The 20349-nt window shown below is 71.4% G+C and carries 19 protein-coding genes; 8 read left to right on the plus strand and 11 right to left on the minus strand.

The genetic code is table 11. The annotated features are described in order from the left end of the window. Positions 1 to 297 precede the first annotated feature (297 nt). Complete coding sequence (locus ACQUQD_RS12360; RefSeq protein ID WP_428952099.1) at positions 298 to 744, minus strand: ATP-binding protein; 447 nt, start codon at positions 742 to 744, stop codon at positions 298 to 300. A gap of 173 nt (positions 745 to 917) precedes the next feature. On the opposite strand from ACQUQD_RS12360, the gene ACQUQD_RS12365 reads away from it, so the two are divergent. From ACQUQD_RS12365 to ACQUQD_RS12375, 3 genes are read left to right on the plus strand one after another with little or no spacing between them, the layout of a single operon-like run. After that, positions 918 to 1775 carry a helix-turn-helix domain-containing protein gene (locus ACQUQD_RS12365; RefSeq protein ID WP_428952100.1) on the plus strand — a complete coding sequence of 286 codons (858 nt, stop codon included), beginning with the start codon at positions 918 to 920 and terminating at the stop codon, positions 1773 to 1775. After that, a complete protein-coding gene (locus ACQUQD_RS12370) occupies positions 1775 to 2005 on the plus strand; it encodes a DUF397 domain-containing protein (RefSeq protein WP_428952101.1) in 231 nt (76 codons plus the stop codon). The genes ACQUQD_RS12365 and ACQUQD_RS12370 overlap by 1 nt, the downstream gene beginning before the upstream one ends. Further along, entirely contained in the window at positions 2002 to 2259 is a 258-nt protein-coding gene (locus ACQUQD_RS12375) for a DUF397 domain-containing protein (protein ID WP_428952102.1), read from the plus strand. Before ACQUQD_RS12370 ends, ACQUQD_RS12375 begins: the two co-directional genes overlap by 4 nt. A gap of 87 nt (positions 2260 to 2346) precedes the next feature. Here ACQUQD_RS12375 and ACQUQD_RS12380 read toward each other — a convergent pair whose 3' ends face one another. From ACQUQD_RS12380 to eno, 4 genes are all read right to left on the minus strand, one after another. After that, on the minus strand, positions 2347 to 2535 hold the full coding sequence (locus ACQUQD_RS12380) for an acyl-CoA carboxylase subunit epsilon (protein ID WP_428952103.1): 189 nt from the start codon (positions 2533 to 2535) through the stop codon (positions 2347 to 2349). Positions 2536 to 2586: 51 nt separating this feature from the next. After that, a complete protein-coding gene (locus ACQUQD_RS12385) occupies positions 2587 to 4182 on the minus strand; it encodes an acyl-CoA carboxylase subunit beta (RefSeq protein WP_428952104.1) in 1596 nt (531 codons plus the stop codon). Positions 4183 to 4352: 170 nt separating this feature from the next. After that, positions 4353 to 8174 carry an endo-alpha-N-acetylgalactosaminidase family protein gene (locus ACQUQD_RS12390; RefSeq protein ID WP_428952105.1) on the minus strand — a complete coding sequence of 1274 codons (3822 nt, stop codon included), beginning with the start codon at positions 8172 to 8174 and terminating at the stop codon, positions 4353 to 4355. A gap of 83 nt (positions 8175 to 8257) precedes the next feature. Further along, a complete protein-coding gene (gene eno / locus ACQUQD_RS12395; RefSeq protein WP_428952106.1) occupies positions 8258 to 9598 on the minus strand; it encodes a phosphopyruvate hydratase in 1341 nt (446 codons plus the stop codon). Between the two features lie 202 nt (positions 9599 to 9800). On the opposite strand from eno, the gene ACQUQD_RS12400 reads away from it, so the two are divergent. Next, a complete protein-coding gene (locus tag ACQUQD_RS12400; protein WP_428952107.1) occupies positions 9801 to 10223 on the plus strand; it encodes a MarR family winged helix-turn-helix transcriptional regulator in 423 nt (140 codons plus the stop codon). Positions 10224 to 10241: 18 nt separating this feature from the next. Here ACQUQD_RS12400 and ACQUQD_RS12405 read toward each other — a convergent pair whose 3' ends face one another. Beyond that, positions 10242 to 10751, minus strand: a complete 510-nt coding sequence (locus ACQUQD_RS12405; RefSeq protein ID WP_428952108.1) for a hypothetical protein — start codon at positions 10749 to 10751, stop codon at positions 10242 to 10244. A 251-nt stretch (positions 10752 to 11002) separates the two neighbouring features. Here ACQUQD_RS12405 and ACQUQD_RS12410 point away from each other — a divergent pair, with 251 nt between their 5' ends. Further along, positions 11003 to 11614, plus strand: a complete 612-nt coding sequence (locus tag ACQUQD_RS12410) for a YceI family protein (RefSeq protein WP_428952109.1) — start codon at positions 11003 to 11005, stop codon at positions 11612 to 11614. A gap of 16 nt (positions 11615 to 11630) precedes the next feature. On the opposite strand, the gene ACQUQD_RS12415 is transcribed toward ACQUQD_RS12410, so the two are convergent. From ACQUQD_RS12415 to ACQUQD_RS12435, 5 genes are all read right to left on the minus strand, one after another. Further along, positions 11631 to 13358 carry an ABC transporter ATP-binding protein gene (locus ACQUQD_RS12415; protein ID WP_428952110.1) on the minus strand — a complete coding sequence of 576 codons (1728 nt, stop codon included), beginning with the start codon at positions 13356 to 13358 and terminating at the stop codon, positions 11631 to 11633. Then, entirely contained in the window at positions 13348 to 13821 is a 474-nt protein-coding gene (locus ACQUQD_RS12420; protein ID WP_428952111.1) for a lasso peptide biosynthesis B2 protein, read from the minus strand. The genes ACQUQD_RS12415 and ACQUQD_RS12420 overlap by 11 nt, the downstream gene beginning before the upstream one ends. Next, a complete protein-coding gene (locus ACQUQD_RS12425) occupies positions 13818 to 14069 on the minus strand; it encodes a lasso peptide biosynthesis PqqD family chaperone (protein ID WP_428952112.1) in 252 nt (83 codons plus the stop codon). The genes ACQUQD_RS12420 and ACQUQD_RS12425 overlap by 4 nt, the downstream gene beginning before the upstream one ends. Then, entirely contained in the window at positions 14066 to 15979 is a 1914-nt protein-coding gene (locus ACQUQD_RS12430) for an asparagine synthase-related protein (RefSeq protein WP_428952113.1), read from the minus strand. The genes ACQUQD_RS12425 and ACQUQD_RS12430 overlap by 4 nt, the downstream gene beginning before the upstream one ends. Before the next feature lie 74 nt (positions 15980 to 16053). Then, a complete protein-coding gene (locus ACQUQD_RS12435; protein ID WP_428952114.1) occupies positions 16054 to 16182 on the minus strand; it encodes a keywimysin-related RiPP in 129 nt (42 codons plus the stop codon). 373 nt (positions 16183 to 16555) lie between these two features. On the opposite strand from ACQUQD_RS12435, the gene ACQUQD_RS12440 reads away from it, so the two are divergent. The 3 genes from ACQUQD_RS12440 to ACQUQD_RS12450 all read left to right on the plus strand — a co-directional run bounded on the left by ACQUQD_RS12440 (position 16556) and on the right by ACQUQD_RS12450 (position 20346). After that, positions 16556 to 17932, plus strand: a complete 1377-nt coding sequence (locus tag ACQUQD_RS12440) for an oxidoreductase (protein ID WP_428952115.1) — start codon at positions 16556 to 16558, stop codon at positions 17930 to 17932. Positions 17933 to 18053: 121 nt separating this feature from the next. After that, positions 18054 to 19679, plus strand: a complete 1626-nt coding sequence (qcrB, locus tag ACQUQD_RS12445; protein ID WP_428952116.1) for a cytochrome bc1 complex cytochrome b subunit — start codon at positions 18054 to 18056, stop codon at positions 19677 to 19679. A gap of 94 nt (positions 19680 to 19773) precedes the next feature. Continuing rightward, on the plus strand, positions 19774 to 20346 hold the full coding sequence (locus tag ACQUQD_RS12450) for a shikimate kinase (RefSeq protein ID WP_428952117.1): 573 nt from the start codon (positions 19774 to 19776) through the stop codon (positions 20344 to 20346). The last annotated feature ends 3 nt before the right edge of the window (positions 20347 to 20349 follow it).

Consider the following 20349-nt stretch of genomic DNA (forward strand, 5'->3'; position numbering starts at 1 on the left):
CCTCACCGGGCCCGGCGCGCGGATACCGCCCGCCCCTCGCGCCCGTCCGGCTCCGACAGCCCCGTACGGGCCCTCCAGGGCGCGTACGGCCGGTCCGCGGGGATCTGTCCGCACATCGGCCCGCGCCGGGCGCACCGCCCGGGCGGCCGCGATTCCGCACGCCCGAGAACGACCACGCAGAGGATTCGGATGCATACGCACAGAGACACGACAACGCCACCGCCCCCGTCGGCCCGAAGGCCGTCGGTGACGGTGGCGTACGGCCCTCTCCCGAGGGCCCGCGCGGCGTCGGCTCCGTCAGCCGGACGCGCCCGCGTCGACGTCTCCGAGAGCCAGCTCGGCCCACACCACCTTGCCGGTGGGCGTCGGCGTCATGCCGACCGCGGAGGCCTGGGCGGCCACCAGGAACAGGCCCCGCCCGCCGGTCTCGAAGAGGTCCGGCGGCTCGGTGGGGATGACCACGAGGTCGGGCGACGAGTCCGCCACCTCCAGACGGACACCGTCGTCGGTACGGCGTATGACGAACTCGAACACGCCGTCGTCGCAGTGCCGCACATTGCTGCACAGCTCCGTCGCCACGAACGAGGTGTCGTACACCAGCTTCTCCAGACCCCAACGCCGCAGGCGGGACCCCACGATCCTGCGGATCTGCTCCAGGCGGTGCGGGCTGTACTCCATACGGATCGCGCACGGCCGATCGATCACGTCGATGACGTCGACCTCATCCGTTGGCTGGTCCGGCATTACCCCTCCGGGGGTTGCGTAGCGGTCAACTCGCTTGTGGGCAAAGGACGTTGCTCGAACAGCATGGCGTCGAAAGTATTCCGTAGGCAAGTATTACGCACGAGTACTATGCCGATGCGATGGGAAGGCATATGACAGTTGTGTGGCCAGAAGGCGCGGGACATCATGTGGCCATGTCCCAGAGCGAGATGCCCACGATGCGCAGCCGCCGGCTCGGAGCCGAGCTGCGCCGACTGCGCACCGATGCCGGCCTGAAGGTCAACGACGCGGCCCTGGCACTCGAGTGCGGACAGCCGAAGATCAGTCAGATCGAGACGGGCAAACGAGGCATACGCCAACTCGATCTGACAACTCTGCTCAACCTGTACGGAGTTGTGGACGACCGGCAGCGGACGAACCTCAAGCGGCTGGCCAAGGACGTCCACAAGGTCGACTGGTGGTCCGGCCAAGGGCCGCTGCTCAGCGACGACTTGCGCGATTACTTGACCCTGGAAGCGGATTCCTCACTCGTTCGCTCTTTCGAGCCATCGGTGCTGCCGGGACTGCTCCAGACAGAGGCATATATGCGCGAGATATTCACCGCAGGGGCGGAAGCGGATCGGGTCGAACCCCTTGTGAATACTCGAATGAAGCGCAAGGATCTGCTCAGCGGAGCTGCAGAATTCCGCCTGAGAGTGGTCATCGACACACCCGCGCTGCACCGGATACCCGGGCCACGGACGTTGATCCGTGAACAGTTCGAACACCTGATGGAAACAGGTGAGTTGCCGAATGTCACCCTCCAGGTCCTGCCCCTGGACATAACCTTGCCCCTCGCGCAGTACGCTCCGTACACGCTCTTCACCATGCGCGGAGAGCCTCCGGTACAGGTGGCATGGCTGGAGCACATGACCGGGGGCACGCTCCTCGAGCAACGCCCCGACGTGGAGATGTACACCAAGGCGTGGGACGACCTGACAGCTGCCGCGCTTTCGCCGGCACAGTCCCGCCGGTACATCAATGACCGAATCAAGCAAGAAAGCGGGTTGTGATGCCCCCCACTTCCGCACCCACCGCAACGCACCTCGAAATCGGGTCAGCGGTGTGGCACAAGAGCACTTTCAGCGGCGCATCCAACGGATGTGTCGAACACGCCGAGCTTTCATCAGAAAGGCGTGCGATCCGTGACACCAAGAACCGGGAGTCCGGAGCGATCATCTTCGAATCGCCGGCCTGGCGAGCATTTGTTTCAGGCGTCAACTCGGGGGCCTTGTCGCTATGAGTACGCGGACAACGGACAGCCCTTCCACCGGTCTCGACCGGGAAAAGGAACTGCTGTACTCCCTCGATCTCTCCGACGCCCAGTGGCGAAGCGCCCCGGGCAGCCCTGCGGGCGGCCCCGTGGAGATCGCCGCACTCCGGGACGGAGGGGTGGCGATGCGTAACCCGGCGGACCCGCGCGGGCTCGTCCTGCGCTTCACCGCCCACGAATGGGAGGCGTTCAAACTCGGGGCGCTGCACGGCGAGTTCGACTGAGTGAGCCCCTGACACACGAAGAAGTGGGCCCCGTCCGAAAGGACGGGGCCCACTTCCGCAGGTCGTGCGCGCCGGTGCGAGGCGGGGTCAGCCCTGCCAGGAGTGCGGGGCACGGAAGCCGTGCTGGCGCTCCAGGCGGCGCCAGCCGGCCTTGTCGCGGCCCCGGGCGGGCGCGGCCGGCGGGGTGGCGGCGCGGGCCAGCAGGATCGCGGTGATGGCCGCGACCTCCTCGGGCTCGGCGTGGCCCTTCTCGACGCGGATGTCAGGAGTCGACATTGCGGCAGGTCTCCTCGGTCAGATGGGAAAGATCGTGTGGTCCGGGGCCGCTTACTGCGGCGGGTTGCCGTGCTTGCGGGACGGCAGGTCGGCGTGCTTCGTGCGCAGCATCGCCAGCGACCTGATCAGTACCTCGCGGGTCTCGGCGGGGTCGATGACGTCGTCGACCAGGCCGCGCTCGGCCGCGTAGTAGGGGTGCATCAGCTCGGCCTTGTACTCCTTGACCATGCGGGTGCGCATGACCTCGGGGTCCTCGGCCTCGGCGATCTGACGGCGGAAGATCACGTTGGCCGCGCCCTCGGCGCCCATCACGGCGATCTCGTTGGTCGGCCAGGCATAGGTGAGGTCGGCACCGATGGACTGCGAGTCCATGACGATGTACGCACCTCCGTACGCCTTGCGAAGGATCAGCGAGATCCGCGGCACGGTGGCGTTGCAGTACGCGTACAGCAGCTTGGCGCCGTGCCGGATGATCCCGCCGTGCTCCTGGTCGACCCCGGGAAGGAAGCCCGGCACGTCGAGGAGGGTCACGATGGGGATATTGAAAGCGTCGCACATCTGGACGAACCGGGCAGCTTTTTCGCTGGCCTCGATGTCCAGGACGCCGGCCAGCGACTGCGGCTGGTTGGCGACGATGCCGACGACCTGGCCGTCGAGGCGGGCCAGGGCGCAGATGATGTTGCGCGCCCAGCGCTCGTGGATCTCCAGGTAGTCGCCGTCGTCGACGAGCTCCTCGATGACCTTGGCCATGTCGTAGGGGCGGTTGCCGTCGGCCGGGACCAGGTCGAGCAGCACGTCGCTGCGGCGGTCCGCCGGGTCGTCCGAGTCCACCGTCGGCGGGTTCTCCCGGTTGTTCTGCGGGAGCAGCGACAGCAGGTAGCGGACCTCGGCGATGCAGGTCTCTTCGTCGTCGTAGGCGAAGTGGCTCACGCCCGAGGTCTCGGCGTGCACGTCGGCGCCGCCCAGACCGTTCTGGGTGATCTCCTCGCCGGTGACGGCCTTGACCACGTCCGGGCCCGTGATGAACATCTGCGAGGTCTCACGGACCATGAACACGAAGTCGGTGAGGGCGGGGCTGTAGGCCGCGCCGCCCGCGCACGGGCCGAGCATCACGCTGATCTGCGGGATGACGCCGGACGCCTTGGTGTTGCGCTGGAAGATGCCGCCGTACCCGGCGAGCGCCGAGACGCCCTCCTGGATGCGGGCACCCGCGCCGTCGTTGAGCGAGACCAGCGGGGCACCGGCCGCGATGGCCATGTCCATGATCTTGTGGATCTTCGTGGCGTGGGCCTCGCCCAGCGCGCCGCCGAAGATCCGGAAGTCGTGCGCGTACACGAAGACCGTCCGGCCCTCGACCGTGCCCCAGCCGGTGATGACACCGTCGGTGTACGGCTTCTTCGCCTCCAGGCCGAAGCCCACCGCGCGGTGCCGGCGCAGCTGCTCGACCTCGTTGAACGACCCCTCGTCAAGGAGCAGCTCGATGCGCTCGCGCGCCGTCAGCTTGCCCTTGGCGTGCTGGGCCTCGGTCGCCTTGTCGCTCGGGCCGCGCAGGGCCTGCTCACGGATCGCGTGCAGCTCGGCCACCCGCCCGCGGGCGTCGGTGGGCTCGTCCCCGGGGGTGGAGGCGGTGTCGTCCAAAACGGTCATGTAGTGACCTTACGAAAGCGACCAAGGAAAACGGGCCGTCGACTCTGTACAGTCTCCGGCCCGTTTTCCTGGTAGCCCCGAACAGAACCGCGGCGTCGTACAGCCGAAGTTACTGCTCAGGGCCCCATCGCGTTGTAGGGGTCACACAAAGGTGGCGCGTGAGAGGCCGGTCACACTCCGCAGCGGAACCGGGCGCTCCCCCAGTCCGCGTGGTCGTTGCCGTTGCCGTCGCCGCCGTCGCCGACGATCAGGTCGACGTACGCGGCGCCGGTGACGTCGGCGCTGAGCGACCACGCCTGGTCGGTGGCCTTGAGGACGGGCGACTTCACCTTCTCGGCGCCGTCGGCCACCACCGAGAATTGCACACTTCCCCGGCCGGCCTGGACGTCGTCGACGCCGACCTCCGCGGTGAAGGACGTGCACTGCCCGCCGAGGTAGTACCGGACCTGGGCGGGTGCGTGGGTGCCCAGGCCCTTGGCGTAGGAGACTCCGCCGATCGTGAGCGGGGTGCCGTCGCCCTGGCCCTGTTCGCCGACGGAGAGGTCCTTCTCGACCGGCCCCCAGCCGTTCTCGGCCGACGTCCAGTCCAGGTCGCTGGCGTAGGCGTCGTGGGCGGGCGGCGGCGGGAGCGTGCGGACGGGGGCGACCGCCGTGAGGGTCCGGTGCGCGCCGCCGACGGAGTACGCGGCCTTCGCCGTCAGTTCGTACGGCTGGTACGTCGCGTCGGCGGGCGGGGTGACCTGCCAGACGGTGGTGGCCTTCGCGCCCGGGGCGACCGGGTCGAGGGCGGTGGGTCCGGCAGGATCGGCCTTCCAGCCCTCGGGCAGGCCGAGGGTGACGGACGCGTCCGTGACCGGGTCCTTCTCGTAGTTGGTGAAGGTGGCCTCGACCTTGTTGGCCCGTCCGGGTTCGAGGGTCTGCCCCGCCTTGAGGGCGAGCGTGCCGCAGGCGGCGGGCTCCTTCGCCGGGCCGAGGTCGGTCACGGTGAAGTCGTCGAGCACGAAGTCCGCGCCGTCCGGGGCGCCGGGCAGCTTGCGCAGTCCGGTCCAGGTGTCGCCGCAGCCCGCGGTGACGGTGGTGGTGAGACGGCCGGTGGTGCGCTGCTCCCCTACGGGGACGGCGGCGGTTTCGACGGCGTCGTCGCCGCGGTCGTAGCCGCTGATCCACTGGTAGGCGCCGGCGTGGCTCGACTGGTAGGCGAAGTCGACCTGGTACGCGTGCCCGTCCTTCATCGGGACGGACGCGGGCGAGGTGCGGTAGACGACGCCGTCGTTCTCCTCGTGCGACTTGAGGGACTCGCCGTCGCCGATGACGTCGTCGACGAGCTTCCCGTTCCAACCGGCCTGTGTGTACGGGGAGTTCTTCTGCGCGATGTGGGTGCGCGGGTCGGTGACGCCGCCCGCGTCGCCCTTGTCGAAGGGCCCCCAGCCCTGGTCGACGTCCTCGAAGTCCTCGTGGACGACCGTGCCGGGGCGGGTGGCCGGGGCGTTGCGCACGACACGTATGTCGTCCACCCGGACCTTCGCGGCGTCCGGGTCCTTCGCCGTCGCCAGGCGCAGGGCCGGGGCGCCGTGCGCGGGCGCGGTGAAGTTGACCTTCACGCGCTGCATGTTCGTGCCGTGCCAGTCGCTCGCGGCCATGGTGTCGGGCAGCGTGGAGCGGTCGATGCCCACGGAGGCGCCGCCCGCGCTCAGGGTCGTGCGGCGCGTCTTTCCTGGCGCGACCTCGACCCAGGCGGAGGCGGTGTAGCGCTTCCCGGGCTCGAGTCCCGTGATCCGCTGGGCGATCGAGGCGGCTCCGGTCCCGCTCAGCGCCGCGCTGTTGCGGCCGTTGGCGTCCGTGTCGCGCGCGACGGTGCCGCTCTTGTCCCATCCCCTGAGGCGGGCGTCGTTGAAGCCGGGGTCGGTCAGGCCGGTGCCCTCGCCCCAGGCGGGGTCGGCGGCGCGGGGTGTGTCACCGGACGGGTAGAGGACGTAGGGCTGACCGGCGGCGGACTTCAGGGTGACCTTGCCGTCGGCGCCGGTGCGGACCGTGCCGGTCTTCACGCGGCCGTTGCCGGTGAGCTTGTAGACGGTGTACGAGCCCCGGGGCACGACCCAACTGCTGCTGCCGCCCTGCTTGTTGTAGTGGTACAGCTTCTTTCCGCCGTCCCACGGGAGCAGGTAGCTGTCGCCGTCGAGGACCTTGCGGTCGTGGTCGTAGAAGGTGCGCCGGCCGTCCTCGACGGTGCCGCGCAGGCCGCCGGTGAAGGTGATGTCGTTGCCGTCCCAGCGGGTGATCTGCTGGTGCTGGAGGTACTTGGCGGGCAGGTCGCGCTGCCAGATGTTGGCGTAGAAGTCGTTCCAGTCGTTCTCGCCGGTCCAGCCCTCGAAGTCGACGAGGGCGCTCTGGCCGAGGACCGGGTCGTTGTTCCAGACGTCCTTCTCGCTGTTGCGGATGAACCGGATGATCTTCGAGTTGAGGCCCTTGTTGGTGGCGCCGCCGTAGTCGAGGTCGTTGGCCCAGTGCGACCACAGGGACTGCCGCTCGAACTTGTCGGCCCACTCGGTGGCCATGTTCCAGCCCTGGCCGTTGATGGCCTTGGCGGTCTGCTCGGCGATCCAGCCGTGGGTGTAGTACACGTCGACGTAGACCGTGGTGAGGTTCTTGTCGGTCTCGTCGCGCAGCTGTTTGAAGCGGGCGGCGAGGTCGCCGCTGGTGATGTCGCGGCGCTGGTCGATGTAGTAGCTCTGGTCGAGCCAGTTCCAGCCGGGGGACTTGGGGTCGATGAGCTTGTCGCTGAAGTGTTTCGCCACCGGGTACGCCTCGGTGGCGTTGACGTGGACGCCGAACTCGGCGCCGTACTTCTTGCCGGTCCTCAGCAGCTTGTTGAGGTCCTTCAGGCCGCCGGCCCGCCGGTTGATGGTGCCGCCGTAGTCGGGGTGCGCGGAGTCGTGGCCCTCGGACGCGTACCCCTTGAGCAGGGCGAACTGACCCAGGTCGTCGGTGGCGAGGGAGATCCGCTTCACGTCGTCGAGGGTGCGCAGGAACGGGTGCTGGGCCTGGCTCGCGAAGTTGAACGGGATGTGGGTGACGACCCGGTCGGCCGTGTCCTCGCTCCCCTTGGCCCGGATGCCGATGGAGCGGAAGGCGACCGCGCCGTCCTGCCAGTCGACGGCGCCGTCACCGTTCGCGTCGGGCGTGACGACGACCTTGGCCCACGGCAGGTCCTTGCCGGTCGCGGCGGCCGGGGACCCGGCGCCGCGGTACGTCCACTGGCCGGACCAGACGCCGACCCGGGTGCCGCCGTCGGCGTCCTTGCGGGCCTGGTGCCAGAAGCGGGCGTCGTCGCCGTTCGTCGCCCCGCTCGGCTTGTCGTACGCGGAGTTCGACTCGACGGCCGCCGCGAGCTTCCCGGTGTTGACGAGGGCGTACGCGGCGCCGGTCGCGGCCTGCTCCGCGGGGGTGCCGGCGGTGACCTTGCCGAAGACGTCCGCGGTGCGGGTGGAGTCCGGGTCCAGTTTGGTGAAGGCGGTCTCCGCGCCGCCGTCGGCGCTGCCCACGGACACGAGGTCGTGGCCCGGGATGTCGATGGTCCCGACACGGAAGGCGGTCGTGTCGCGGACGGCCGTGACCTTGAACGTCGTCGTCCGGCCCGAGACGCCGAGGGTGGCGTCGAGCTCCACGTCCGGGAGATCGGGGAAGGTGAGCGTGTACGCGGCCGTGGACCCGGTGACCTCGGGCGCGGCCTTGAGGCGGACCGGGTACGCCCTGCCGTTGAGGGTGACCTCGGTGACGGCGTGCGTGCTGCCGAGGAGGCGGGCGCCGGACGCGTCGGCGTAGGACAGGACTCGGGGGAAGTCGTCGGCGACGGTGACCGTGAGCCGCGGGGAGGTCAGGACGAGGCCGGGGGCCTCGTCCTGGTCCTCCTTCGCCGTGGCGGGGGACGCCAGCGCGATGCCGGTGGCTGCCGCCAGGAGCAGGGCCTGGGTGGCGCGGGATCTTCGGGACATGCCGCTCTGGGTATCCGTGGCGGGTGCCTCGGGTCAACGGCGTCGGCCTTCAACCGGGTTGGCAGTCCAAGAAGTGGTTCCGGTTAGTCCAAGTCGCCGCCACGGGGCTCCGCCCCGGACTCCGCTCCTCGGTCGCCGGAGGGGCGTGAGATGTAGATCGCCGCGGCCCCCAGCTCCTCCTCGATCCTGATGAGGCGGTTGTACTTGGCCGTGCGGTCGGAGCGGGACAGGGAGCCCGTCTTGATCTGGCCGCAGCCCGTGGCGACCGCCAGGTCCGCGATCGTGGTGTCCTCCGTCTCGCCGGAGCGGTGCGAGATGACCGCGGCCCAGCCGGCCCGGCGGGCCGCGGAGACCGTGCCGAGCGCCTCGGTGAGCGTGCCGATCTGGTTGACCTTGACGAGGACCGCGTTGCCGACACCCGTGCGGATGCCCTCCTTGACCAGCGCCTCGTTCGTGCAGAACACGTCGTCGCCGGTGAGCTGGCAGCGGTCCCCCACCCGGGCGGTCAGCTCGCGCCAGCCGTCGAGGTCGGTCTCCGCCATCGGGTCCTCGACGGACAGGACGGGGTAGGCGTCGATCAGCCCGGCCAGGTAGTCGACCTGCTCGGCCGAGGTGCGGCGGACCCCCTCGCCCGTGTACGCGTACACCCCGTCGCGGTAGAACTCCGACGACGCGGGGTCCATGACGAGCCCGATGTCCGCGCCCGGCCGGTAGCCGGTGCGCTCGATCGCGGCCATGACGAAGTCGAGCGCCTCCTCGGCCGTACGCAGCGCGGGCGCGAAGCCGCCCTCGTCGCCGACGCCGGTGGAGTGGCCGGCGGCGAGCAGGTCGCGGCGCAGCGTGTGGAAGACCTCGGAGCCCATCCGGACGGCCTCGGCGAAGGTCGCCGCACCGACCGGCGCGATCATGAACTCCTGGAAGTCCAGCGGATTGTCGGCGTGGGCGCCGCCGTTGACGATGTTCATCATCGGCATCGGCAGGACGCGGGCGTCGGAGCCGCCGAGGTAGCGGTACAGGGGCAGACGGTGGGCGGCCGCGGCGGCCTTGGCGGCGGCGAGGGAGACGCCGAGCAGCGCGTTGGCGCCGAGCCGGGACTTGGCCGGTGTGCCGTCGAGGGCGACGAGGGCGGCGTCGAGGCCGGCCTGGTCGTCGGCGTCGCGCCCGGTGACGGCGGCCGCGATCTCCTCCTTCACGTGGGCGACGGCCCGGTCGACGCCCTTGCCGTGCCAGCGGCGCGGTTCGCCGTCGCGCAGTTCCACGGCTTCGCGGGCGCCCGTGGAGGCGCCGGAGGGGACCGCGGCGCGGCCCAGGGATCCGTCGGCGAGGACGACGTCGACCTCGACGGTGGGGTTGCCGCGGCTGTCGAGGACGGCGCGGGCGGTGACGGTGCTGATGGTGGTGGGTCCGGCTGCCGGTGCGGGCATGGGAGTTCCTTCGCGTGGTCGCGTGCCGGGCCCCGGCTGCGACGACGCTGGCGCTGGGCCCGACCGAGGAAAACTCTACAGCATTGCTGTTCAGTTCTGCTGTTCAGTCCCGCTGTCTACTTCCCCAGGGCCCGCGCCGCACAGCACGCCTGCGCAGGTCAGATCGGCGGTCGCGCCGGATACCGGCGGGTTAAGGTGCCGTATGCCCACCCCGGAATCCGCCGCCGTCGCCGCCGAACTGCGTACCGCGATGGGCAAGCTCACGCGGCGCGTGAAGCACGAGGACCGGATCCCGCTCGGGCAGGTCGCTGTGCTCGGCGCGCTCGACCGCGACGGCGCCATGACCACCAGCGACCTCGCCACGGACCAGCGCGTGCGCCCCCAGTCGATGGCCCGCGCCGTGGGCCTGCTGATGGAGCAGGGGCTGATCACCCGCCGCCCGCACCCCACGGACGGGCGCAAGTCCCTGGTGGAGCTCTCGGACGCCGGACGGGCCGCGCTCGAGACCGAGCGCGGCCGCCGGGCCGGCTGGCTCGCCCAGGCCATCGAGGCCGAACTCACCGACCAGGAGCGGGAGTTGCTGGCGCGCGGCGCCGCCCTCATGGAGCGTCTCGCCGCGCGCTAGCCCTGCGTGCGCGCCGGCTCAGCAGCCGCCGCAGTTGTAGTAGAGGACGTCCCAGTGGTTGCCCTCGTCGGCGTAGATGTTGCCGGAGCCCGACTTGTACTGGGGAGCGCCGTCGCCGCGCAGGCCGATGTAGGTGAAGGTGCCCTTGATGTAGTTGGTGACGCAGGTGTTCTTGCCGTAGTCGAGCTTGTAGCCGTTCCAGTGCGAGTACGTGCCGCTCGCGTGGCCGGTCTCGGTGCCGCCGGTGATGTTGAGGGCGCAGCCGGTGGCCTTCTTCAGGGTCTGGGCACCCTGGGCCGTGGCGAGGTTGAGCTGGTCGAACGACGTACAGGTGGAGTTGTTGCGGTTCGAGCAGCCGCCCGAGGACGACCAGGTGATGCCGACCGAGCTGAACATCGAGGTCGCGGTGGCGTGACTGATCTTGGTGGCGGCGAAGGCGTCGGTCGCGGTGGCGAGGACGCCGAAGCCGGGCGCGACGAGGGCGCCGGTGGTGAGCGCGAGCGCGGTGAGCGCTGAGCGGATGCGCATGGGGGATTCCTTCCTGCTGTTGACCGTGCTGACTGTGAGACGGCTGTGGTGCAGGTGGAGCAAGGAGATGGTGCCGTGTTCTACGCGCGTCCGGAAGAGCGCCTCCCGGATCCACCGGGTGTAATCGGAGAGACACGCTGCGCTTGATGTTGAAAGTTGAACATCACCGCGCTAGAGTCTCCCTCAGTTGATGGTTCAACTTTCAACATCACCCGGCACCCACCGTGCCGACCGTCCCCAAGGAGCACGTCATGGGCATCTTCGGCCGCAAGAACGAGACCACCGACAGCGCCGCCGGCACCCCCGCCGCGGTCGGCCCGGACCTGGCCGCCGTCACCGGCGACTACACGGTCGACCCCGCGCACACCACGCTCGGCTTCGTCGCCCGGCACGCCATGGTGACCAACGTGAAGGGCAGCTTCACGGACTTCACCGGTGAGCTGCACCTCGACGGCTCGGACCCGGCGAAGTCCACCGCGTCGTTCGACGTGCAGATGGCCAGCATCGACACGGGCAACGCCGACCGTGACGGCCACCTGAAGAGCGCCGACTTCTTCAAGATCGACGAGTTCCCGACGATGACGTTCCGTTCGACGTCCGCCGAGGCGCTGGGCGGCGACGACTACCGCATCACCGGTGACCTGACGATCCTGGGCACGACCAAGCCGCTCAGCATCGACCTGGAGTTCAACGGCTCCGCGAAGGACCCGTTCGGCAACGAGCGCGCCGGCTTCGAGGGCAAGGCCGAGATCCTGCGCTCTGAGTGGGGCCTGACCTGGAACGCCGCGCTGGAGACCGGCGGCGTCCTCGTCTCCGACAAGATCAAGCTGAACTTCGACATCTCGGCGATCAAGAACGCCTGACACGGGGGCGGGACACTCAGCGAGTTGAGGCGGCCACGAGTTGCGTGGCCGCCAACTCGCCGTACAGGGCGTCGGACGCGAGCAGTTCGGCGTGGCTGCCCTGGGCCCGTACGCGGCCGCGTTCCAGGACCACGATGCGGTCCGCGTCGACCACCGTGGAGAGCCGGTGGGCGATCACCAGGACCGTGGTGTCCGTGCCCAGGCCGCGGACGACCTCGCGCAGATGCTGTTCGTTGACCGCGTCCAGATGGGCCGTGACCTCGTCGAGCAGGAGCAGGCGGGGCCGGCGCAGCAGCGCGCGGGCGATGGCGACCCGCTGACGCTCGCCGCCCGACAGCAGTACTCCGCGGTGCCCGACCGGTGTGTCGAGGCCGTCGGGAAGCCGGGCCAGCAGGTCGTCGAGCCGGGTGCGGGCCACGACGTCGAGGAGCTCGTCCTGTGTCGCCCCGGGAGCCGCGTAGAGCAGGTTGTCGCGCAGGGTGCCCGCCAGGACGGGCGCGTCCTGTTCCACGTACCCGAGGCTCGCGCGCAGGTCGGCGAGCGGCCAGTCGCGCACGTCGCGGCCCGCGACGGTGACGGTGCCGCCGTCGTGGTCGTAGAAGCGTTCCAGGAGCGCGAAGACCGTGGACTTGCCCGCGCCGGACGGGCCGACGAGCGCGGTGAGACCGCCGGCCGGGGCGTCGAAGGTGACGCCGTCGTGGGCCGGGGCGCGTGCCGCGTCGTACCGCAGGACCACGTCGGTGAAGGCGACGGCGACGGGCCCCGGTTCCGTTGCGGACGGGGGCAGTTGACCGCTCTCCCCCGGCAGGTCCTCGATCTGCGTGATCCGGTCGATCGCCGCCATGCCGTTGTTGAGGCCGATCCAGCCCTCCGTCAACTGCCCCAGGGGCGCGACGAGATAGAACAGGTACAGCAGGAACGCGATCAGTGAGGCGATGTCGAGCGCGCCGGACGCGACGCGTGCCCCTCCGACGCCGAGCACGCACAGGAACGCCACCTGCACCGACACGAGCATCGACACGTCGGACGCGGAGGTCCAGCGGGCGACGCCGAGCCCCTTGTCGCGGGCGCGGCGGGCGGCCGCGGTGACGGCGGCCCGCTCGCGCTCCTCGGCGCCGTTCGCCTTGACCGTGCGGAAGGACTGCAGGGCGCGGTCGAGCGTCGAACCCATCTCCCCCACGGCTTCCTGGGCCTCGGTCTGGGCGCGGCGGATGTGCGGCATGAGCAGCGCGACCGCGGCCGCGACGACGGCGAGGACCAGCAGGGTCACACCGAGCAGCACCAGGTCCATGACGCCCATGAGCACGACGGCGCCGAGCAGGGTCAGGGCGCCGCTCGCCGACTCGACGAGGCTGCGCGACAGGACCGTGCGCAGCAGCGTGGTGTCGCCGGTGGCGCGGGTGAGGAGGTCGCCGGGGGTGAGGCGGTCCACGGCGGCGACGTGCAGCCGGAGCATGCGGGCGACGAGCCGTTCGCGGGCGCCGAGCACGACGGCCTCCCCGGTGCGCGCCATGAGGTAGCTGCCGCCCGCGGTGAGCGCGGCCCCGCCGAGCACGACGAGGGTGAGCAGGGCCAGGGCCGGGGCGGGTGAGCGGTCCTCGGCGAAGGCCCGCACCGCGTGCTTCGCCATGACCGGCATGGCGAGCCCGGCCCCCGAACCGGCGAGCGCGAGCACGCCGCCGAGTGCGAGGGTGCGGGCGTGCGGGCGGGCATGGGCGAGGAGACGGCCGAGTTCAGCGGGCATCCCCGGCTGCCTTCTCGCCGGGCTCGGCCGGCCGTCCGGGGGCGGTGACGAGGTCGCCCGCGACCGTCACCGTCATGAGAGGCCGGTACGCGTCCGGTTCCGTCCCCTCCCCCACCATCCGGCCCTCGGCCTCGACCCAGGCGTGCGGGGCGAACGGGGGCGCGGCGCGGACGCCCGCGTGCCAGGCGGGCCAGGTGCCCGTCGTCCGGCACAGCAGGGCGGTCGCGATCGAGCGCGGGAGGCAGCCGTACCAGCCGGCGCAGCGCCGGCTGGTGGCGACGACCGACGCGCGGGCGGCGAGCGCTGTGGCATGCGGCGCGGGGCGGGCGCCGCGGCTGAGGAACGCGAGCAGGCGGCGCAGCCGGTCGGGGCGCAGCCGCGCCATGAGCAGGGCCACCGCGACCGCGGCCCGCACGCGCGGGCCGCGCACACCGCGGTCCGGCATCGTCATCTCGGTGCTCACGGGGTGGCCATCCTCGCCTCGACGAGCTGGCGGGTGAGGTCGGCGACGTCGGCCTCGGCGCGGGCGCGGTCCACGTCGAAGGCGGCGAGGATCCGCTCCACCGCCTCGTGCGGGCCGAGGCCGTCGGCGAGGGCGGTCACGGCGACCGTGCCGGACGCGTTCAACTGCCAGTAGGTGCCGGTGCGCTGGTCGAGGAGCACGCCGCCGAAGTCGGTGCTGGTGACCGTGATGCCGGGTCTGAGCCTCACGGGGTGACCGCCTTTCCGTGGGGGATGTCGGCGGCGCGCAGCCACATCTCGCAGGCGACCGTCGAGTCGATGGAGTACCGGGTGTGCAGGGGTGAGTACGGGTCGGCGGCGAGCGCGTCGAGCTGCGCCGCGTCGACCAGGCCGAGGGCGGCCAGGCGCGAGAGGCCGGGTCCCCACAACTGCCGCAGTTCATCGGCGTGCTGGACCAGCCCTTGGACGGTGTCGCTGCTCATGTGGTCCTTGGTGGTGCGGGCGAGCAGCGGTTCGGGTGCGACGCCGCGCACGGCCTCGGCGAGCAGTGGTTTGTAGCGCGCGGGATCGAGCCGGTCCGTGAGGCGCACGGCGAGGGTCGCCTCGATCACGTGGTCGGCGTACATCGGCGCGGCCACGGGCAGCCCGAGCGCGAGCCCGTGGTCCTCCATGGCCTGGAAGTGGCGGGCGCCCATGCGGACGGTGTCGAGGTCGAGGTGGCGGCCGGGCCGCGGGGCGAGCGGTTCGGCGTGCGCGGCGGCCGTGCGGAACGTGTCGCGGATCAGGGTGCGTGCGTCGGGGGTCAGCCAGGGCGGCAGCGACTGGCGAACTCCCCACGACAGCTGCGGAGTCCGGGCGGTCGGCGGCGCCGCTTCGGTGACGGCGCCCGCGAGCCACGTACGGAAGGAGGGCCGGATCAGCAGGTCGCGCACGGTGCCGGTCAGCGGCCAGCCAAGCTGGTGGCGCACGGCGCTGATCCGGTTCCAGGCCGCAAGGGGGCGCCGGGGGAACAGGTCGCCGGCGGTGGCGGGCAGCGCCATGAACAGCTCGTCGCCGCCGTAGCCGGTGAGGTGGCACTCGGAGCCGGTGGCCGCGGCGCGGGCGAGCAGTATCCGGGCGCGGGCCCGGGCGGGCGCGACGGGCAGCGGTTCATCGGTGGGGATGTCGTCGGGGCCGGCCTGCGGTGCGCCGACGCCCGCGTAGAAGAGGGGCGTCTCGTCGGCGGGGACGACGGTGTGGGTGAGGCGGGGGCCGGGGCCGGCCGCGGTCCGGGCGAGGTCGACGGCGCGGCGCGCCCAGGTCTCGTCCTGTGCGCCGTGTTCCCTGGAGGCCACGGTGAGCAGGGCGAGTTCGGCGGGGCCCGCGCGGCGGGCGAGGAAGGCGAGGGACGTCGAGTCGAATCCGCCGGAGAGTTCGCAGCTGGCCCGGGTGCGGTCGGCGAGGTGGGCGCGGACGGACCGGTCGAGCGCGTCGCCGAGCCGTGCGGCCCCTTCTTCCATGGGGAGTTCGGCGTCGGGCGCCCGCCACCAGCGACGGGTTGCGGCGGTCCCGTCGGCGCGCAGGACGAGGGCGTGTCCCGCGTCGGTCTCGGTGACACCGCGCCATACGGGCCGCCCGCCGAGCGGGTGCGGCACGAAGTCGAGGAGGCGCAGGGCGAGCGCGGTCTCGTCGAGTGCGGCGCCGGTGAGATGGGCGAGGACGGCGGGCCGGTCGGAGGCCAGACAGGGCTCCGAACCGCTCGTGGCGTACACGCGGCGCAGGCCGGACGCGGTGCCGCGCGCCCAGGTCACGTCCCCGACGCGGGACACCACGTGGTGCGCGCCGGGCAGCCGCCGGGCCAGGCGCTCGTGCAGGTCGGCGTTGTCGCGGGCCGCGCGCAGGTCCTGCGCGAGGTCGGGTCCGGGGATCTCGTCGGGCCCGACGAGGACGACGGCGTCCGTTCCGACGAGGGCGCTGCTCACGCGGCGCAGCGGGGTGCGGACGACCACCCAGGGGCGGCCGGAGGGGTACCGGAACACCCGGGCGCGGGCGGCATCGCCCTCGCTGTCCCGCTCGGCACCGAGGGGAAGACGCCCGGCCGCCGCCTGCCCCGCCGGGGTGTCCGGCAGGACGACGAAGCAGTCGCGCGCGTGGGGCGGCTGGACGGGACGGCCGGGCATCTTCACCTTTCCTCGCTCACTGGCAACGGCACCGGGCAACGGGGCCGACGGCTCCGTCAGGTCCGTCGGGTCTCTCAGGTGAAGCGGCGGACGACCCACTCCTTGTAGGCGCCGACGAAGTAGCCGGCCGTCGTCTTGGTGAAGTCGCCCTGCTTGACCATGGTCGGCTTGGCGTAACTCTGCTTCTGCGCCTGCTTCTTCAAGACCATCGCTCCCTCTCACGTGTACGTAACGGATGTGATTGGTGTGCAGCGTGTGAACGCCATGACGATGCATAGCCAGTTCGTGAGCGGACATGCGCATAGAGCGACCGTTTTCGATGATTGACCTGATCACTTCCGGATCGAGTCGGACTTGTCATGACGGGGCAGCGGAAGTCCGGTCGGGGTAACCGCCGGTAAGGCCGGGGAACGGGCCAGCGGTTGAAGCCGGAACGAGGGCGGGGTCCGGACCACGGGCGCACCGCACTCGAACTGTGGAATGCTGCGGCCACCGGCGCCGCCTTTCGACGAGAGCGCCTGTACGCCGGACGGACCGCCAGGAGCGTGATGGACACCGCAGCACGACCCGACGCCCGTGCCGACGCCCACTCCTGAGCGGAGCGTCGACGCGGAGGACGTCAGACGCGACATCCTCGACGCGGACGCGGGATCGCTGCCGTACGAGCTGCGGGGCGTCCTGGTCAGGGGTGCGCTGCGGCTGGACGGGGCCGGGATCGGACGGCTCGTGCGGTTCGAGGGGTGCCGGTTCGAGGAGCCGGTGACCCTGGAGGGCGCGAGCACCCTCGCGTTCACCGTCACCGGCTGCGACCTCCCGGGCTTCCACGCGCCGACCGCGCAGATAGGCGGGCGACTCGACCTGCGCGGATCCACGATCAGCGGGGGCCGGCGCGGCGCCGTGAACCTCGTGCACACGCACATCACGGGCGGGCTGCGGCTCGACGGGGCGCGCCTGACGTCGACGGAGCAGATCGCGCTGAACGCGGGCGGCGTGGTCATGCAGGGCGGCGTGTTCTGCGACGACGGATTCGTCGCACATGGCCAAGTGCTGTTTCCCGGAGCCGAGTTGGCCGGAGGGCTGTGGATGCGCGGGGCGCGGATCACGGTCGCGGAGCGGTCCGGGATCGCGTTCAACGGGGACGGGCTGCGGGCCTCGACCGTCCGCCTCCAGAAAGGGTTCCGGGCCGAGGGACGGGTGCGGCTGCGCGGGGCGCACATCGACGACCTGCTCTCGTTCCACGACGCCGAACTCCTCGGCGAGGGCTCGTCGTTGATGTGCGTGGGGGCGCGGGTGGAGTCGCTGGACCTGCGGCTGCGCAGGCAGCCCGCCGGTGGCGTGAACCTGCGCAACGCCCACGCGTCGCGCATCCAGGACCACACGTACACCTGGCGCTCCCCGCTCGGCCTGGACGGCCTGACGTACGACTGGCTGGAGTCGACGGCCTCCACGCGCCGCGACGACATCACCAACCGGCTGGCCTGGCTGCGTTTCCAGCCCGCGTACGCGCCGCAGCCGTACGAGCAACTGGCTGCGCACTACCGCCGGTTGGGCCACGACGACGAGGCGCGGCGGGTCCTGCTGACGCGGGAGCGGCAGCGACGGGTGACGCAGAAGCCGGCCGGGCGGGCCTGGGGACGGCTGCTGGACGCCACCGTCGGGTACGGCTACCGGCCGTGGCTCGCGGGGATCTGGCTGGCGCTGCTCACGCTCGCCGGATCGCTCGTCTTCCACGCGTTCACCCCGGTGGCGAACAAGCAGGGCGAGGGCCCGCCCTTCAACCCGGTGGCGTACACGCTCGACCTGCTGATCCCCGTCGGCGGGCTCGGGCAGCGCGGCGCGTGGCACTGGGCCGAGGCGGGCGTGCAGGGGCTCGCGTACGGGCTGATCGCGGTGGGCTGGGTGCTGACCACGGCGGTGGTGGCCGGGGTGACGCGGACGCTGAGCCGGAACTAGGCCCCGCCGCCCGGGCCGCCGGACCCACGGATCAAGTGACGTGGCTCACAAGGCGCCTCCGTGATGTCACATCCCGCCCCTCCCCGGCCGTCTCGACTGTGAGCACCGACGGGAGGCAGTCATGTCCGACAGCACCACCCGCGTCGAGCGGCCGCGCGCACCCGGGGCGGGCGAGCGCGTGGCCGACTGGGCCGATGGCCGGCTCGGGATCCACGGCCTGGGCCGGAAGTACCTGCGGAAGGTCTTCCCGGACCACTGGTCGTTCCTGCTGGGCGAGGTCTGCCTCTACACGTTCGTCGTCCTGATCCTGACCGGTGTCTATCTGACGCTCTTCTTCCACCCGTCCATGAACGAGGTGGAGTACCACGGCAGTTACGTCCCGCTGAACGGCGTCCGGATGTCGGAGGCGTACTCCTCGACGCTCGACATCAGCTTCGACGTGCGCGGCGGACTGCTCATCCGGCAGATCCACCACTGGGCCGCGCTGATCTTCGTCGCGGCGATGTTCGTCCACATGATGCGGCACTTCTTCACGGGCTCGTTCCGCAAGCCCCGGGAGCTGAACTGGCTGTTCGGCTGGCTGCTGATGTTCCTCGCCCTGTTCGAGGGCCTGCTGGGGTACTCGCTGCCGGACGACCTGCTGTCCGGGGCGGGCATGCGCCTCATCGAGGGGATGACGCTCTCCGTCCCGGTCGTCGGGACGTACCTGTCGTTCTTCCTCTTCGGTGGCGAGTTCCCGGGCGACGACATCGTGGCCCGCTTCTACTCGATCCACGTCCTGCTGCTGCCGGGGATCATGGCGGTGCTCGTCGTCACCCACCTGATCCTCGTCTTCTACCACAAGCACACCCAGTTCCCCGGGCCCGGAAAGACCGAGCGCAACGTCGTGGGCCAGCCGTTCTTCCCCGTGTACGTCGCCAAGGCCGGCGGGTTCTTCTTCCTCGTGTTCGGTGTACTCGCGGTGATCGCGGCCGTCGCGTCGATCAACCCGGTCTGGGTGTACGGGCCCTACCGCCCCGACCAGGTCTCCACGGGCGCCCAGCCCGACTGGTACCTGGGGTTCGCGGAGGGGCTGGTCCGGGTGATGCCCGGGTGGGAGATCGTGTTCGCGGGCCACACCCTGAACCTCGGCATCCTCGTCCCGTTCCTCGCGTTCCCGCTGTGGCTGGTCCTGATCGGGGTGTATCCGTTCGTGGAGGCGTGGATCACCGGCGACCGCCGCGAGCACCATCTCCTGGACCGGCCCCGGAACCGCCCTGTGCGCACGGCACTCGGCGTGGCCTGGCTGACGGGGTTCCTGGTGGCGATGGCGGCCGGCGGCAACGACCTGTGGGCCACGCACTTCCACCTCTCCGTGAACGCCATCACCTGGTGCGCGCGGATCGCGCTGTTCGCCGGGCCGGTGCTCGCGTTCATCGTGACGAAGCGGGTGTGCCTGGGGCTCCAGCGGCGGGACCGGGACAAGGTGCTGCACGGCCGGGAGACCGGGGTGATCAAGCGGCTCCCCCACGGCGCGTACGTGGAGGTCCACGAGCCCCTGCCGCAGGCCGAGGTGTACCACCTGACCCAGCACGAGGAGCCCGTGGCCCTGGACCCCGTGCCCGACACGGACGAGCACGGGGTACGGCGCCGGGTGCGGTCCGCGCTGCGGCTGCGGGTGGCGCTGTCCCGGTGGATGTACGGGGAGGGGGCGCACGTCCCGAAGGTGCGGCCGGAGGAACTGGAGTCGGGGCGCACGCGTCACTGAACCCCGCACCCGCGGCGGCTCCGTATGGAATGCTGCGGTCGCAGGCACCACCCCAGCGCAGCGCCCGCTTGCTGGTCACCCTGCCAGGAGACCCATGAACACCGCGGCGGCGCCCTGGATGGTTCTGGTCGGACCGGCCGGCGCCGGCAAGACCGTGCTCGGCCGGGAGATAGCGGCGCGGACGCGGCGGCCGTTCGTCGACCTGGACGCCGTCGCCGACGGGTACTACGCGCAGGTGGGCTGGAGCCTGGACCGGCTCCGCGAGCGCATCGCCGCCGTCGGGCGGCTCGCGGCGGAGGCCGAGTGGGAACCGGCGCGGGCGCACGCCGTGGCATGTGCCGTCGCCGACCACCCGGACGCCGTGATCGCGCTGGGCGCGGGCCACACCAGCTACACCGACCCGCGCCACCTGGCCACGGCCCGGACCGCGCTGAGCCGCTGCCGGGAGGTGGTCCGCGTCCTGCCCTCGGCCGACCGCGAGACCGCGCTGGCCGTCCTGCGCGAACGCTGCACGGCGGACAAGGGCCGCTCCTGGATCGTCGACGGACACGACTTCCTCGCCCACTGGCTCGACGACCCGGGGGCCGGGCCGGTCACGACGCGAACGGTGCACACCGGCGACGAGACGCCCGACCGGACCGCCACGCGCCTGCTCGCAGGCGGCTGATCA

Origin of the sequence: Streptomyces sp. cg35 (genome assembly GCF_050410835.1) — a bacterium.
GTDB lineage: Bacteria > Actinomycetota > Actinomycetes > Streptomycetales > Streptomycetaceae > Streptomyces.